The sequence below is a fragment of the Halopenitus persicus genome (assembly GCF_900107205.1).
Lineage (GTDB): Archaea > Halobacteriota > Halobacteria > Halobacteriales > Haloferacaceae > Halopenitus > Halopenitus persicus.
The window spans coordinates 347,381-361,924 of sequence record NZ_FNPC01000001.1 but is presented as its reverse complement, the minus strand read 5'-3'; the positions used below and the strand labels follow the sequence as shown (position 1 = coordinate 361,924).

At 67.6% G+C, this 14,544-nt stretch carries 13 protein-coding genes, 1 tRNA gene and 1 pseudogene; 6 read left to right on the top strand and 9 right to left on the bottom strand.

The window, feature by feature from the left end:
• Nucleotides 1-81: 81 nt before the first annotated feature.
• The 3 genes from BLV25_RS01850 to BLV25_RS17220 all read right to left on the bottom strand — a co-directional run bounded on the left by BLV25_RS01850 (nucleotide 82) and on the right by BLV25_RS17220 (nucleotide 3,022).
• Nucleotides 82-1,278, bottom strand: coding sequence for an extracellular solute-binding protein (locus tag BLV25_RS01850; RefSeq protein WP_092730495.1), 1,197 nt, complete (start codon nucleotides 1,276-1,278; stop codon nucleotides 82-84).
• A gap of 38 nt (nucleotides 1,279-1,316) precedes the next feature.
• Nucleotides 1,317-2,495, bottom strand: coding sequence for a hypothetical protein (locus tag BLV25_RS01845; protein ID WP_021072896.1), 1,179 nt, complete (start codon nucleotides 2,493-2,495; stop codon nucleotides 1,317-1,319).
• Between the two features lie 362 nt (nucleotides 2,496-2,857).
• Nucleotides 2,858-3,022 carry a DUF7838 family putative zinc beta-ribbon protein gene (locus tag BLV25_RS17220; RefSeq protein WP_021072897.1) on the bottom strand — a complete coding sequence of 55 codons (165 nt, stop codon included), beginning with the start codon at nucleotides 3,020-3,022 and terminating at the stop codon, nucleotides 2,858-2,860.
• A gap of 391 nt (nucleotides 3,023-3,413) precedes the next feature.
• Between BLV25_RS17220 and BLV25_RS01840 the strand changes: the two genes are divergently transcribed.
• The gene (locus tag BLV25_RS01840; protein WP_081758066.1) at nucleotides 3,414-4,502 is read left to right on the top strand and encodes a sensor histidine kinase; all 1,089 of its coding nucleotides are present in this window, start codon (nucleotides 3,414-3,416) and stop codon (nucleotides 4,500-4,502) included.
• A 64-nt stretch (nucleotides 4,503-4,566) separates the two neighbouring features.
• Here BLV25_RS01840 and BLV25_RS01835 read toward each other — a convergent pair whose 3' ends face one another.
• Nucleotides 4,567-6,981: a putative sodium/potassium/calcium exchanger gene (locus BLV25_RS01835; RefSeq protein ID WP_092730493.1), complete on the bottom strand. Its 2,415-nt coding sequence runs from the start codon at nucleotides 6,979-6,981 to the stop codon at nucleotides 4,567-4,569.
• A gap of 225 nt (nucleotides 6,982-7,206) precedes the next feature.
• Between BLV25_RS01835 and BLV25_RS17215 the strand changes: the two genes are divergently transcribed.
• Complete coding sequence (locus BLV25_RS17215) at nucleotides 7,207-7,371, top strand: hypothetical protein (protein WP_021072901.1); 165 nt, start codon at nucleotides 7,207-7,209, stop codon at nucleotides 7,369-7,371.
• Nucleotides 7,372-7,650: 279 nt separating this feature from the next.
• On the opposite strand, the gene BLV25_RS01830 is transcribed toward BLV25_RS17215, so the two are convergent.
• Both BLV25_RS01830 and BLV25_RS01825 read right to left on the bottom strand, forming a co-directional pair.
• Nucleotides 7,651-7,724, bottom strand: a tRNA-Ile gene (locus BLV25_RS01830).
• A 119-nt stretch (nucleotides 7,725-7,843) separates the two neighbouring features.
• On the bottom strand, nucleotides 7,844-8,560 hold the full coding sequence (locus BLV25_RS01825) for an FxsA family protein (RefSeq protein ID WP_049817653.1): 717 nt from the start codon (nucleotides 8,558-8,560) through the stop codon (nucleotides 7,844-7,846).
• Between the two features lie 176 nt (nucleotides 8,561-8,736).
• On the opposite strand from BLV25_RS01825, the gene BLV25_RS01820 reads away from it, so the two are divergent.
• Entirely contained in the window at nucleotides 8,737-9,489 is a 753-nt protein-coding gene (locus tag BLV25_RS01820; RefSeq protein WP_092730491.1) for a DUF1405 domain-containing protein, read from the top strand.
• 30 nt (nucleotides 9,490-9,519) lie between these two features.
• Here BLV25_RS01820 and BLV25_RS01815 read toward each other — a convergent pair whose 3' ends face one another.
• Together BLV25_RS01815 and BLV25_RS01810 are read right to left on the bottom strand one after the other, a co-directional pair.
• Nucleotides 9,520-10,374 carry a TatD family hydrolase gene (locus BLV25_RS01815; RefSeq protein WP_092730489.1) on the bottom strand — a complete coding sequence of 285 codons (855 nt, stop codon included), beginning with the start codon at nucleotides 10,372-10,374 and terminating at the stop codon, nucleotides 9,520-9,522.
• Nucleotides 10,375-10,590: 216 nt separating this feature from the next.
• Nucleotides 10,591-11,088, bottom strand: a pseudogene (locus BLV25_RS01810) (HIT family protein); the annotation flags it as partial.
• A gap of 132 nt (nucleotides 11,089-11,220) precedes the next feature.
• On the opposite strand from BLV25_RS01810, the gene BLV25_RS01805 reads away from it, so the two are divergent.
• The 3 genes from BLV25_RS01805 (at nucleotide 11,221) to BLV25_RS01795 (ending at nucleotide 14,266) form a co-directional block, all read left to right on the top strand.
• A complete protein-coding gene (locus BLV25_RS01805; protein ID WP_092730485.1) occupies nucleotides 11,221-12,396 on the top strand; it encodes an aminopeptidase in 1,176 nt (391 codons plus the stop codon).
• Nucleotides 12,397-12,635: 239 nt separating this feature from the next.
• Entirely contained in the window at nucleotides 12,636-13,709 is a 1,074-nt protein-coding gene (locus BLV25_RS01800; protein WP_092730742.1) for a nucleoside recognition protein, read from the top strand.
• Between the two features lie 53 nt (nucleotides 13,710-13,762).
• Nucleotides 13,763-14,266, top strand: coding sequence for an HPP family protein (locus tag BLV25_RS01795; RefSeq protein WP_039400652.1), 504 nt, complete (start codon nucleotides 13,763-13,765; stop codon nucleotides 14,264-14,266).
• 119 nt (nucleotides 14,267-14,385) lie between these two features.
• Here the strand turns inward: BLV25_RS01795 and BLV25_RS17760 are convergent, their stop codons facing one another.
• Complete coding sequence (locus BLV25_RS17760; protein WP_021072910.1) at nucleotides 14,386-14,514, bottom strand: hypothetical protein; 129 nt, start codon at nucleotides 14,512-14,514, stop codon at nucleotides 14,386-14,388.
• Between the last annotated feature and the right edge of the window lie 30 nt (nucleotides 14,515-14,544).

Sequence of the window (14,544 nt, the reverse complement as noted above, 5' to 3'; positions counted from 1 at the left end):
TGAGCGGAGCCGCCGCTGCAGCGCATCGCGAACGCGACGGACCGCGGCTCGAACCGGGACTGACACGGACGAAACGCCGGGTTAGAGCGCGCCGACGTCGCGCATCAGGTCGACGGTCGCCTCGAGGTCCGACAGCTGCGCGAGGTCGATGTCCGGCACGTCGAGCTCGTCGATCGTCGGCAGGTCGCCGACCGGTTCGACGCCCGGAATCAGCGGGTACTCGAAGGTCGACCGCGCGAAGTAGTCCTGTGCCTCCGCCGACAGCAGGTGGCGGATGAAGTTCTCGGCCAGCGTCCCCTGGTCGGTCGCATTGACCACGGCCGCGCCGGCGACGTTGAAGACGGCGCCCGCGTCGCCCTCGGTGAAGGAGGTGGCGATCGGTGCCCCGGGGTTCCCGTCGAGGACGCGCTGGATGTAGTAGTGGTTAGTGAACGCGGCGTCGATCTCGCCGTCGGCGATCGCCTGACAGGCCGCGAACTCGTCGGGGTACTCCTGGATCCCGGCGTCGAGGACGCCCTGGAGCCACTCGCGGGTCGCCTCCTCGCCCTCGATGATCCGCATCGCGGTGATGAACGCCTGACAGGAGCCGTACCGCGGGGCCCAGCCGAGGTCCCCCTCGAACTCGTCGGGGTACGCCATGATGTCGTCCGGAAGGTCCCCCTCCGAGAGGGCGTTCGTGTTGTACGGCACCGTTCGGGCCCGTCCCGACGTTCCGATCCAGCTCTCCGTGTGGAACTCGTCGCGAACGAGGTCGGTGACGTCGCTCGAGAGGGACGCGGCGTGGCCCGCGTCCGCGAGCGCGCCCAGCGACCCGGCGTTGACCGAGTAGAAGACGTCCGCCGGCGTTCCGGCGCCCTCGTTGGCGATCTGGTTGACCAGGTCCGTGGACCCGCCGTATCGGACGGTCAGATCGAAGTCATCGTAGAGGTCGCCGATGTAGCTCACCAGCTCGCCGACGAGGAACTCCCCGCGTCCGGAGTAGACGGTGAGTTCGCCCTCGAGGTCGGGCATCTCCGCCATCGGCGTTCCGCCGGGCGCGTCGCGTCCGGCCCTTCCGGACCCGATCTGCCCGACGTCGGAGCCGGGATCGGAATCGCCGTTGCCGCCGCCGTTACCGTTGCCCCCGCCGTTTCCGTTCCCGTTTCCGTTGCCGCCGCCGTTACCCGTACAGCCGGCGATCCCGACCGCGGCGAGCGTTCCGGCGCTTGCGAGGAACCGTCGGCGGTCGGTCAGTCGCTCCATCGTTGCTCGGTCGTCCGTAATCTCGTCGTCGCTCATATTTTTAGGTTTGCCTAAAACATTAAATACTCGTCGGTTCAGTTCCCGGCCGCCGTCCGCGGTTCCGGCGATCCCGTCGACCGGTCGACGCCGTTGAGCGCGTCCAGGCAGTCGACCCACTCGCACATGTGTTCGCCGACGTAGTTGAAGAACGCGCCGTTGTTGTACGACTCGTAATCGCCCGCCGCGAGCTCCCGGCCCATCGCTTCGAAGACGTCCGCGTAGGTCTCGGCGTCGCCGCCGACGTCGTCGATGATCTCGTAGAGGTGTTCGTTGAGCTCCAGTCCGGCGACCTCGTTCGTCAGATCGTCGAAGGTCGAGCGGGGCGCCTTGTTGTGCTCACACAGCGGGTACCCGTTATAGATCGTCTTCCCGAGGACGTCACAGGCTCGCTTGAGGAACACGCCGCTCCAGATGTCGTCGAACCGGCCGACGTCCCACTCGTTGTCGTCCATCGGCAGCTGGTAGAACGCCGGGATGACCTCCCGCTTGAACGCGAGGTTCATCGAGCAGACCGTCAGGTAGTTGCCCTCGGCCGCGACGAAGTCGCCGGTGAAGTCCGACCGACTCGTCCGCGTCTGCGCCTGTCCCTGCAGGTCGCCGTCCATCAGGATCCGGACCGCATCGAGGTCGGGGACGTTGGTCCACAGGCCCTGGGACGCGACCACGTCGTCGACCGTCTCCGTCGACGTCTCGACGGTCTCGTCCATCGCCGCGTAGGGGTACCCGCGCGGGTAGAGTCCGTGTTCGTCGGCGGTCTGGTGGAGCACGTTCACCCAGTCCGTGTCGGAGGAGACCGACTCGACCTCGCCCTCGAACGCGAGGTTCTCCATGTGTCGGCCGAAGAAGTCGTCCTCCGGCTCCGGCAGCGTGTCATCGTCGATGAAGAAGCCGTACTCGAAGCGGTCGTGGGCCCACATGTAGAGGAGGCCGAAGCTCGTCTCCGCGTGGCTGGCCGCCGGCACGAGGTGGTCGTATTCGTCGATTCCGTGCTCCTCGTACCACTCCTGGCGGCGCGTCCCGTCGAAGACCTCGCCGGAGACGCCCTCCTCCTCGAGCATCGTCGCCATCGCGTCCGTCTCGCAGAAGTCCTCGGTCACGAGCACGACGTGGAGCCGCGAGAGGTCGAACCCGTGCTCGCGTGCGTTCTCGAAATACGTCCGCATACACTCGTACTCCCGAATCGTCGGGACCACGACGCAGATGTCCTGTGTCATTCAGTCACTGCTCTTTAGGACAGCCTAAAAAATGTGGCGAGTTCGGACGAGCCCGGGTCGACCGATGACCCGCGGCCGGTCCGCACCGGTCTTCCCGCGATCACCCGATTTGCTATCGCGTTATATGGTTTATATTCCGTCAACCACGTCGGCTTCGACCACCGGATGGAACGGTGCGCCGCCTCCTGGTGAACCGTGTGAGAACCCGTCACGGATCTCCAGTGACGTGGTCTCCGGCGATGATCCGCCGTCGCCACGGAACTCGTGACTCGCCACAGCGTTCGACACGACCGGCCCTCGTGCGTGCGCGACGGTAGTTGTGGCCAGCCAACGATCGCCGTGTTCGCCGACCGAGTCGGTGGTCAGGCCGGAAGGGTATCGATCCCGTTGATCGCGACGAAGCCGTACTCGCAGTCCGGACACCGCCACTTCTGCTTCTCGCCGAGGTGAAGCGTCATCGCCGCGGTTCGGTAGAACGACTGTTCCTCCTCACATCGGGGACACGTCACCGACCGTTCGAGTGCCATACGTGCCGGTAGCGTCTCGGATCGCTTAATCGTGTTCGTCGCGTGCGCCGTGGCCGATCCTCCGGATAAACCACTCGCAGCGATATATAATATCCATCGAGAGGATGGAGGAACGGGTCACGCAATATCCGCGTCCGTGCGAACGAACCAACCGGTTACGCGACCGGGGAGGTCGTGCCACGCGGATCGCTTCGCCACGCGGATCGCTTCCGGGACCTAAAGCGGCGATGCGTTTTCCGGCTCAAGCCGCAAGGTCGCCGAATTCGACACGGTGTTCCGGCCGGTCGACGTTCGTGACGAGAGTCCCTCCCGGCTCCGCACCGGCGTGTTGGACGGTGATTTTATCATCTGGTGGATAACAATGAGTTATACGACCGGTTGCCGCCCATTCATGTCGTTCAAAATATCCCCCACGTCCGGATTCTATGCGTTGGGGATCTTCTGTTTTGGCCTTGGTACGCAGCACGCGCTGTTCGAGGGACGGGGATTGGAAACCGTTCTCGAATCGTTCATCGTTTGGAGCCTCTCCGCCCTCGTGTTTTTCACCGCGTACACGCTCTCCGACCGGGACATCTCCCTCGACGGCCGGTGGCGGGCCTTGGTGTTGAGCCTCGGCGTCACGGCCGCATTCGTCCTCCTCGCGGTCGCCGTCTGGCTGACGTGGGCCATCAGAGGCCCTTCCCGCGAGCTCTCCTTTCTCGTCTCCTTTGCCGGCGCTCTCGGAGCGGCCGTCGGCACACGAAGCGGCCTCTATGCCGTTGAAGGCAACGAGCGTCTCAAACGGGCACAGGAACTCTCCAAGCTGCTCAAGATCAACCAGCGCGTGTTGCGCCACAACATTCGAAACGAACTTTCGATCGCGCTCGGTCTCCTCGAGGATCTCGAGACGGCCGACAGCACCGAGGAAATACCGGAGACGACGCGCATCATTCGGCGCCATCTGGACGATCTCCTCGAGGCGACCGACCGTACCCGTCGAATCGTGTCGATCTGGGAGACGGACGCCCGACGTGAATTCGACCTCGTGGAAGCCGTTCACGCGGAAGTTACGGCGATTCGGGAGGACCATCCGGAGATCACGCTCACGACCGAACTTCCGGAGACGTGCCGAGTGCGGGCCCATCCGGCACTCTCGCTCGCGATCGAGGAAGCGATACTGAACGCGGTCGAGCACAACGCTCCCGACGTCACGGTGACCGTCTCCATTCACACCCGGGACGACGGCACGGTGATCACCGAGATCGCGGATACGGGGCAGGGGATTTCGGAGGACGACTGGAGGCCGATCGAGCTTCCCGAGGAGACGCCGCTGTCCCACACTGAGGGGCTTGGGTTGTGGATCATTTACTGGACGGCGACGATGTCCGGCGGCAGCGTCGAGTTCGCGGAAAACGAGCCACGGGGTACGATCGTTCGGTTACTCCTCCCTCCGGACCGGTCCGTCCTGTCGATGTTCTCCGACGCGTCGCGTAATCGGTAACCGGTCGAGACCGGGTAACCGGCGTCAGACGAACCGGCCACTTCGACCGCTTCCTCCGGACTCCTCACTCACCGTTCCGCAGCCCCCGTCGAAGTCCCTGAACGATGGCTTCGAGGTCCTCGGAATCGATGTCCAGGTCGAGCGAGACGGCGTGTGGTTCCGTCGCTGGTCCCTCGCTGCCCGCCGTGCCGCCGCTCGCGGCCGCTTCGTTGATCGCGGCTCGGGCCTCCTCGGCGGCCGCCTTCGCGTCTCGGGCCGCTTCCTTGGCTTCCGTCGCGGTCTCCGCGATCCCGGCTACGAGTTCCGGCGCGGACTCGGCTTCGGCCAGCTCCGCGAGTTCGGCCTCGGCCGCTTCGGCTCGGTCCGTCAGTTCTCCGGCCGCCTCTTCGGCTTCCTCTACTGCCACTTCACCCGCCTCTTCGGCTTCCTCGGCCACTTCTTCGGCTCCCTCTTCCACCGTCTCCTTCGCTTCTTTCGCGTCCACTTCTTCAGCCCCTCCCGTCGTTGCCTCCGCTCTTTCCCCCGTCGTCTCGTCCGGTTTCGCTTCTTCGGCGTCCTCCGATTCGGCGTCCGCATCCTCTGCTTCCTCGGCGTTCGCATCCTCTGCTTCCTCGGCGTCTGCTTCCGCAACTGCGTCGGCTTCCTCTCCTTCTTCGTCACCGATGGCGATCGTTATCCCCGGTCCCGCATCGACGTCGATACGAACCGTATCGTCCTCCTGTGCTAGTTCGACCTCGGTCCCCTCGTCGTCTCCTGCTTCCTCGGTACCGCCGTCGGTTTCCAGATCGTCGGTTTCGGACGTCCCCGTGTCACGGTTCCGTCCGCCGGATTCGATCTGTACACGTTCGGGCGGGTCTCCGTCCTGGATGTCGACGTCACCGTCGACGCTGATTTCGACGCCGGATTCATCGTCAACCGCGATTTCGATGCCCGACTCGTCCCCGACCGTGACCTCGATTTCCCCGGCGTCCTCGAGAACTTCGCGCGTCACCTCCTCGGCCGCGTCGGCGATCTCGCCCGACGTTCCGGCGGCGGCCTCGGACGGCACTTCTTCCGCTGCCTCCGCCTGATCCGTCGCCTCGGCGCTCCGTTCTTCTGCTCCGGCTTCCGTAGCCTCCGTTACCTCGTCGACTGCTTCCTCCGTTACCTCCGCCGTGGGCTCAGATGTCGCTTCGGCGGCTGTTTGCTCGGCGTCTTCGACCGCGTCTCCGATTTCGTCTCCGGCTCCTTCGGCGGCTTCCGCGACCGGAGCGGTGACGTCCTCGCCCCCGTCGGCGATGCCCTGGATCGTTTCCGCCGCCACATCCCGTGCCGTTCGCTCGGCCGCCTGGCGGGCCGCGGCCTCCGCGGTTTCCGCGGCCTGCCGTTCGGCTCGCTCCGCGGCGGTTCGCCCGGCGATCTCACGAGCCGTCCGGGCGGCCACCTCCCGCGCGACCGACTGCGCGGTTTCCTCGGCCGACTGGTCCGCAACCGTCTCGGCGGCTTCCCTGGATCGTTCGGCGGCTTCTTCCGCGGTCTCTGCGGCCCGTGTGACCCGTTGTGCCGTCTCCTCCAGTAGTTCCTCGCTGGTGTCCGCCGCGACATCTCGGGCCACTTGGTCGGCGACCTTCGCGGCCGTCTGCCGTGCGGTTTCTTCGGCCGTCTCCGTGGCGGCCTTCCGGGCCGTGGCCTCGGCCGTCTCCGCGACCGTCCGTTCGGTTACCGCTTCGATCGTCCGTTCGATGGTCTCGGCCGCTTCCGCCGACTCCTCGGCCATCGACCCGGCCGCGTCGGTGACTGCTTCGGTCTCCGCGGCCGCTGCGTCGGTGGATTCTTCCGCTGCCTTTTCGGCTGCTTCCGCCGCCGACTCGGCCACCTCGGCCGCCTCCCGGGCCGCTTCTTCGGCTTGCACGGCCTCCGTTACGTCGGCTGCAGGTTCCGTCAGTCCCGCAGCAGTCTCCGCTGCGTCGGCTGCCTCCGCGACCGACTCGGTAGCGGTCTCGGACTCGGGGTGCCGATATCGTCCCTCCGCGTCGCGTTCGAGCAGTCCCGCCCAGTCGTACAGGTCGAGCAGCGTGGTGACCCCGGTTTCGACGCGGCTCGTCTCGAGGTCCTGCTCCGCGAGTTCGGCGACGAGCGGGACGAGCTCCTCTTTCTCCATCGGGCCGTCCTCGAGGACGTCGCGAACGTCCCGCGTGAGCTCCCAGTCGGAGAGGAGCTCCCGCGCTCGCTCTCTGGCGCGTTCCTCGTCGTTTTCCTCGAGGGCGCCTGCGAGCTCCCGTCCGCGATCGGTCAGCTCGTGTTGCTGTTTATGTGGTTCGAGAACGCCGATCTCCTCGAGAAAGCGATTCTGCCGTCCGACCACATCGGAGACGCTCGTAACCGCTTCCACGTCCGCGGTGTACTGGGGCTCTTCCGCGGCACCCGCGGCGCTCCACCCGGCCAGAATCTCGTGCAGCGTGTCGAGACTCACGCCCTTCGGGACGTCGTGTTCGGACATTATCCGGATCTTCGATGGGAATCTCAAAAAGACGTGGCCAATTTGTCACGACCGAAACGAATGAGCCGTTCGACCGAACGGACGAACGGACCGGACTGGCCGTTTCACGGGCGGTATGGGGCAGCCGTCCCGACAGTGAGACCGGTGAGGAAGTCGACGGTTGGTGACGCAGACCGCATCACCCGTAGTTTTACGGCGCTGGGTGAACATAACTGCCGATGGAATATGAGTGACTCCGATAAGACGGACGAGGCACTCAAGCGCGTTCGACATACGTTCGAGGAAGCGGCGGATGAAGCCGAGGAGATGAGCGAGAAGGCTCGGCGAGAGGTCGAAGAGGCGATAGACGACCTCGAAACCCGCATCGAACGACTTCGAAACCGCGACTGAGCGAACGGATCCGCTCCCTGCTTCGCGGCGAATCGTCGATATCGTGACTGACGGGGCGGATCGGCTGGGCCGTTCCGCCGATCACTTGGATCGAGCGGTTCATCGACGCAGTCCCGACGAATCCGTCTGGACCGTTCTATGACGCCACTCCTTGGTGAACGATTCGGTTGCACCTACTGCTCCGGAGGATTCTAACCATCGAGAGGTACGACGGAATTAGGTGGCTGGGGAGTTCCCGGCCCCTAACACGCCACGGCCAAAGACCGTGGACGTTGTAGGTGGGCCAACACGGATTTGAACCGTGGACCTCCCGGTTATCAGCCGAGCGCTCAACCTGACTGAGCTATTGGCCCAGGTGAGCGCATTCACCGCTTGCGGTGGTAAGAGTTTAAGAGTTTCCTTTTGCAGATCGTCGCGCAGTCCGTCGGTTTCAGCCACGGTATCGATCGGCGTGTGCGAGGCTGCCGTGTCGTCAGCGTTCGTCCGTCGAGCGCGTCTCGTCGTTCCCGGCGTCAGCGTCATCCGCGTCCTCGACGGTGTAATCGACGTCGACCACGTCGTCCGCTCCCCGGTCGGTCCCGGAATCGACGCCGGAACCCGAACCGGATCGCCGTCCCGTACCGCCGGATGCACCGCCGCCCCCAGGTCCGTCATCGTCGTTCGGCTGCGTGGCTCCGCCGCCGGCGCCGCCGAATCCCCCTCCCCCGTCGGCACCGCCGAACCCGCCGCCGAAGGCACCGCCCCCGGCGCCGTCGAACTCGTCGCCGTCGGGGAACCCGCCGATGTAGACGTTCCCGCTGAGGAACCCGTCGGTCCGGCGCTCGAGATAGGGGACGAGGACGAAGCGCTTCGTCACCGCCCGAATGGGGATCCGCGTCGGCGGGAACGCGAGCAGGAACCCGATCGCGTCGGTGACGAGCCCGGGCGTGAGCAGGAAGGCGCCCGCCGTGATGAGCAGCGCGCCGTCGAGCAGCTCGTCGGTCGGCGGCTCGCCGCGCGCGGCCTTCCGCTGGAGCCGGGCGAGCGTGTGGCGTCCCTCCGCGCGGACGAGCAGCATTCCCAACAGCGCCGTGAGCACGACCAGCGCGACGGTGAGCTGCCAGCCGAGGTGGTCGGCCACGACGACGAGGAACAGCGCATCCGCAAGCGGGATCAGCAGAAGGAGCGCGATCAGATAGCGCAGGCGCATACCCCGAGGTTCACGACGGGGCCCCATAGCCCTTTTCGTCGGGGATGAGCGGACAGCGGCGACGCCGCGGCGTGGCGGCGGAACCGGATCGTGAGCGAGCGGGCTGGCGGCCACGCCGTGGCGGCCGACCGGTCCCGGACCGCCATCGCTTTGTGAGACGGCGACGACCCACGACCATGCCACGCGGGTCCGCATCCGGATCGACCGACTCCGACCCTTCCGAACCGAACCGGGAACGTGGATCGCCGCGGGACCCGCCGGACCGACTGCCGCTCCCGCGGTGGGCCGCCCCCCTCCCGGCCCGGCTCGAGGCGGTCGCGCTGCGGCTTGTCTGGGTCATCGTCGCGATCAACCTCGTCGGGACCGCCTTCGGGTTCTGGTACTACCGGTTCCAGTTCGCGCAGATCGCGCCCCGGTGGTGGGTCTTCGTTCCGGACAGCCCCGGCGCCACGCTGCTCATCGCGCTCGCGCTCGCGGCGTGGGCGGTCGGTCGACCGAACGACACGCTCGCGTCGCTGGCGTTCGTCGGGAACATCAAGCTCGGGCTGTGGACGCCGTACGTGCTCGTCGCGTTCGCGCCGGGATTCCTCGAGTTCACCGCGCTCCCGATGTACCTCTTTCTGTTCTGGAGCCACGTCGCGATGGCGGTCCAGGCGTTCGTCCTCCACCGGATCTCGGGGTTCCCGCTGCACGCGATCGCGATCGCTGCGGCGTGGTACACCGTCGACCTGCTGTTCGACTACTTCGTCCCGCTCGGCGGACAGGTCACGCACACGTCGCTGCCGTACGCGGGCTCGACGCCCTGGTTCACGACGACCGTGCTCCAGGTTGCGGCCGCGGGCGCCGTCGCGTTGACGATCGCTCCGATCGCGTGGCTGCTTGCGACTCGCGTCCGGATCGTCGCGGCGGGCGGCCAGCCATGGGAATGAGGATCCGAGGGACAGCCGGGATCCGCCCGCTCACGCGTCCAGCGTCGCCTCGGTGTCGATCCCGTAGACTCGGTTCGGCGTCTCGACGTGGGCGATCCGGACCGCGTCCTCGTACCCCTCCTCGAGAAGCCAGCGGACGCGCCGCGGGACGGTCTTCGGACCGAGGACGGCGCCCGGCTTGTCGGGATCGTCGACGAAGTCGGTCTCCATCAGGAACGGCTCGCCACGCTCGGCCGCGCGCTCGAGCCGGTCGCGCTCGCTCATCACGCTCGGGGTCGGTCCGCGGAGCCGGCCGGCGGCGTAGTGTTTGACCACGCGCTCCGGTTCGAGCCCGCGTTCGGCGGCCCAGTCGGCCAGCTCCGAGAGGTCCTCGCTGGCTTCCGTGTGCAGCTGGACCGCGCAATCGTGCTCGGCGCCGAGCGTGAAGGCGTGTTTCGTGACCGCGTTCGAGGCGTCCCACACCGCGTCGGGCACCTCGTAGTGGGGCCGGCCCGACTTGAGCGCGAGCGCGTCGCCGTCGGCGACGTACTCGGCCGCCACGGAGAGCCCGCCCTGCATCAGCTCACGAGCCGCATCGGCCGAGAAGCCCCGTTCGTCCACCAGCCGGCTGATCAGGCCGGGATGGACGCCGAGGACGGGCCAGGCACCGCCGTCGAGCAGCTCGTCCGCCTCGGCGACGACGTCGACGGTTTCCTCGAAGACCGCCCGGAAGTCCTCGGGGTCGTCGGCCTCGACGCCGAGGTGCCAGGACGGCTTGTTGACCACGAGCAGGTGCGTGCCGCCGAGATTCCGAAAGTCCTTGACCGCGTCCATCCCGCGACCGTGTCGCGGATCCAGGTGGAGGTGGTTGTCGAGCACGGGCGTCGGGAGTTCGGGGTCCGTCATCGGCGGATCCTTCGGCCGGCGACGTAAAAGTGCCCTCGGTCGGCGGGGCGATCAGAATGAGAGGCGAACCGCGCCGGCGGTACCGTCGGCGTCGGCGGCGTCCGTAGCATCGGCGGCGTCCGCAGTGTCGGCGGGGGCGTCCGCAGCATCGACGGCGTCCGTAGCGTCGTCGTCGGAGCTACGATCGTCATCGCCGTCGATCGACGGAACCGTGACCGCGGCCTCCAGCTCGCCGAACGCCGCGTGGAGATGCTCGTAGGTCCGGTCGACCGCCTCGACGATCACCTTCGTGTCGCTCACCACCGGCATGAAGTTCGTGTCGCCGTCCCACCGCGGGACCACGTGGGTGTGGAGGTGGTCGTCGATCGAGCCGCCGGCGGCCGACCCGCCCAGGTTCATCCCGGTGTTGATGCCGTCCGGCCCCGAAGCGGACTCCAAGGCCGCGATCGTCGCCGCCTTCAGCCGACCGTGTTCGAGCATCACGTCGTCCTCGAGCGCGCCCCACTCGGCGACGTGGCCGTACGGGATCACCATCGCGTGGCCCGGGTTATAGGGGGCATTATTTAAGAGAACGAAGTTGTGCTCGCCGCGGGCGACGATCCGGGCGTCGACGTCGTCGCCGCGCTCGGGGAGGACGCAGAAGGGGCAGCCGTCGATCGGGTCCCGGTCGCGTTCGACCCACTCGATCCGCCAGGGGGCGTAGATCCGGTCCATATCGTCGATGCGGTCCGCCGGGTCTTGAAAGCAGTCGGTCGTCGACGCCGGGGACGGCGTCCGCCGAAGCGGCCGACCGAAACGGCCGACCGAAGCGACGGTTTTTGTCCGCGCGCGTCGACCTCGGGAGTGATGGACCCACGCGTACGCGACCACGCGGAGACGCTCGTCGACTGGAGCGCGCGGATCGAGCCCGGCGACGACGTGATCGTCGACGTCGACGAGGGGGCACACGAGCTGGCCGTCGCGGTCGTCGAGGCGCTCGGCGAGCGCGGGGCGAACGTCGAGGTGACGTACGGCTCCGACGAGCTCTCCCGGGCATATTTAAAGGGACGCGAGGACGCCGACGAACCGTTCGAGACGGATCCCGCCCACTCGCTCGCGCTGTTCGAGGCGGCGGACGCGTACCTCCGGCTCGGCGGCGGGCGGAACACGATGGCGACCGCGGACGTCGACCCCGAGACGCGGCGGGAACACGCCCGTTCCCGGACCGGGATCCGGGAGGCACGGATGGACACCGACTGGGTGTCCACGGTCCACCCGACGCGGAGCCTCGCCCAGCAGGCCGGGATGTCGATCGAGGCGTACCGCGAGTTCGTCTACGGCGCGGTTCTGCGCGACTGGGAGGCGCTCGCCGACGAGATGGATCGACTCAAGCGGCTCCTCGACGCCGGCTCGGAGGTCCGGATCCGGATCGGCCGTGAGGACCGTCCGGCGACCGAGGACCGTCCGGCGACCGAGGACCGCCCGACGACCGAAGAGCGTCCGGCGACGGACCTGACCGTCGGGATCGAGAATCGGACCGCAGTCAACTCCGCGGCCTCCGTGGCCTACGACTCCCACAACCTCCCCTCCGGCGAGGTGTTCACTGCGCCGGCGACCGTCGCGGGCGAGATCCACTTCGACGTGCCGATGACGATCGACGGGCGCCGCGTCCGGGACGTTCACCTCGAGGTCGCCGACGGCGAGGTCGTCGACTTCGCGGCGGCGACCAACGAGGACGCGCTCGCGTCGATCCTCGAAACCGACGCGGGCGCACGGCGGTTCGGCGAGCTCGGGATCGGGATGAACCGCGGGATCGACCGGTTCACCGACTCGATCCTCTTCGACGAGAAGATGGCCGGAACCGTCCACCTCGCGCTCGGCCGCGCCTACGACGCCTGCCTCCCCGACGGCGAGTCCGGTAACGACTCGGCGGTCCACGTCGACCTGATCGCGGACGTCACCACGGACGCGTCGATCGCGATCGACGGCGAGGTGATCCAGCGGAACGGAACCTTCCGGTGGGAGGACGGCTTCGAGGCGTGACGGGTCCGGGTCGGGGCGGACGAGCGGCGGGAGGGAACTGACGTCCCTCGAGGCGTTCACGGCGAACGGGGAGCGAAGCCGGCCGGGTCCGATGCACCTTTGACGACCGATCGCGAAGGGAGTCCGTGTTCGGAGCCGCGATCGTCGACCCGGTTCTCTGGGCGGTTCACCAGTCGATGATGTCGTTCCAACCGACGATGACGTCGTTCCAACCGACGATGACGTCGTTCCAACCGACGATGACGTCGCTCCAACCGTCGACGCTCGCGCTTCAGATACCGCCGACGAGCGCGATCGCCGCCGAGACGGTCGCGCTCCTCCGGGAGGTCATCCCGCGGCTAACCCGCATCACCGTCTTCATCGCGCTCGGCGTCTTCGTCGCGAACCTCGTCGTCTCGTTCGGGTTGATCCAGTATATCGCCGGGGTGGCGGGCTACCTCACCCGGCCGGCCAACCTCCCCGACGAGGTCGGCACCGCGATCCTGACGACCGCGGCGTCGACGACCGCCGGCTACGCCACGCTCGCGGAGTACCGCGAGTCGGGGCTACTCGACGACCGCGCGACGATCGTCGCGGTGATGATAAACACGTTCTTCGGGTTCGTGCAGCACGTCTTCACCTACTACGTCCCCGTCCTGATACCGATCCTCGGGTTCCACACGGGCGTTCTCTACGTCTCGATCCGCGCCGGGATCTCGCTGGCGATCACGATCGCGGGCGTGGCCATCGGCGGACTCGTCCTCTCCTCGCGGAACGTCGACCGGTCGGCGCTCGCCGACCTCGAGACCGGCCACGGGGACGGCGAGACTGGGGACGCCTCCGAAAGCGGTGCGCCCCCTACTGACGACGACTCACCCGACTCCCCCCGCGACCGAGCCCGGGAGGCCGCCCGGAAGACCGCCGGCACGCTCCGGCGGATCGTGCCCCGGCTGGCGGTCGTCTACACGCTCGTGATCGCGCTCATCACCCACGTCGACGTCGCGGCGCTGACCGGCGTGGCCGAGCCCCTGACCGCGGCGATCGGGCTGCCCGGCGCGTCGGTCGCCATCGTCGCAGTCTACTCGCTGGACACCACCGCCGGGGCGGTCGCGATCGCGCCGCTCATCGGCGAGCCCTTCACCCCGCGGACCGCGGTGATCACGATGCTGCTCGGCGGGATCGTCTCCTTCGCGGTCTCCACGTTCAAGCGGTCGATCCCGTTCCAGTTCGGGATCTGGGGCCCCGAGTTCGGCCTGAAGGTGATCGCGGTCAACACCGCGATGAAGCTCGTGTTCATCACGGTCGCGATCGCCGGGCTCCTGCTGGCGCCGTGAGGGCGATGCTGTGGGATCGGTCGGATTAATGGGCCGGCGCGGGAACCCCGTCCGTGGTCAGACGTCGGGTGTACACGAGCCTGTACGCGAGCCTCCTCTTTACCGTCCTCGGGAGCGTCGCGTGGGTCACCGGGCAGCCGTTCATCTTCCCGAGCCTCGGCCCCTCGGCGTTCGTCCTGGCCTTCGACCGCCACGGCGGGCGCGACCGGGCCCGACGCGTGGTCGGCAGCCACCTGATCGGCGCGGTCGCGGGTCTGGCTGCCTACCTCCTGCTCGCCGCCGGGGTGACCCTCGTGGAGTCGCCGGATCCGGCCTCTCTCGACGGCCTCCGGCTCGCGGCGTCGGGGACGGTCTCCATCGCGGTCACGAGCTGGGCGATGATCGCCACCGACACGAACCACGCGCCGGCGTGTGCGACGACGCTCATCGTCTCGCTCGGACTGCTGTCGACGCCGCGGGCCGCCGCGACGATCGTGGTCGCGGTCGCGGTGCTGGTGGCCGCCCACGAGGTCGCGCTGGCCGTCGCCGGCGAGGTTCGCGAGCGGCTCGTGGGCTAGCCGGCGGGCACGTCGAGTCAATACTCGGGAGCGGCAGGTCCGGATGGCGTCACGGTCGGAGCTGGCGTCACGGTCGGAGCTGGCGTCACGGCGGGCGACGGCGGACGACTCGGTTCCGGCTACAGCACGAACAGCGCCGCTCGATACAGGAAGCCGAGACCGAAGACGCCGAGGAGCGCGATCGTCGCGATCACGACGATCGGGGAGAGCAGTTCGTCGTTCTCGATGTCGACGATGTATCCGTCCATACCCCGCGTTTTCCCGCCGTCGGTATACGC

Coding starts and splice junctions, on each gene's coding strand:
- BLV25_RS01850 (WP_092730495.1), bottom strand. CDS start 1,278: ATGAGCGACGACGAGATTACGGACGACCGAGCAACGATGGAGCGACTG.
- BLV25_RS01845 (WP_021072896.1), bottom strand. CDS start 2,495: ATGACACAGGACATCTGCGTCGTGGTCCCGACGATTCGGGAGTACGAG.
- BLV25_RS17220 (WP_021072897.1), bottom strand. CDS start 3,022: ATGGCACTCGAACGGTCGGTGACGTGTCCCCGATGTGAGGAGGAACAG.
- BLV25_RS01840 (WP_081758066.1), top strand. CDS start 3,414: ATGTCGTTCAAAATATCCCCCACGTCCGGATTCTATGCGTTGGGGATC.
- BLV25_RS01835 (WP_092730493.1), bottom strand. CDS start 6,981: ATGTCCGAACACGACGTCCCGAAGGGCGTGAGTCTCGACACGCTGCAC.
- BLV25_RS17215 (WP_021072901.1), top strand. CDS start 7,207: ATGAGTGACTCCGATAAGACGGACGAGGCACTCAAGCGCGTTCGACAT.
- BLV25_RS01825 (WP_049817653.1), bottom strand. CDS start 8,560: ATGCGCCTGCGCTATCTGATCGCGCTCCTTCTGCTGATCCCGCTTGCG.
- BLV25_RS01820 (WP_092730491.1), top strand. CDS start 8,737: ATGCCACGCGGGTCCGCATCCGGATCGACCGACTCCGACCCTTCCGAA.
- BLV25_RS01815 (WP_092730489.1), bottom strand. CDS start 10,374: ATGACGGACCCCGAACTCCCGACGCCCGTGCTCGACAACCACCTCCAC.
- BLV25_RS01805 (WP_092730485.1), top strand. CDS start 11,221: ATGGACCCACGCGTACGCGACCACGCGGAGACGCTCGTCGACTGGAGC.
- BLV25_RS01800 (WP_092730742.1), top strand. CDS start 12,636: ATGACGTCGCTCCAACCGTCGACGCTCGCGCTTCAGATACCGCCGACG.
- BLV25_RS17760 (WP_021072910.1), bottom strand. CDS start 14,514: ATGGACGGATACATCGTCGACATCGAGAACGACGAACTGCTCTCCCCG.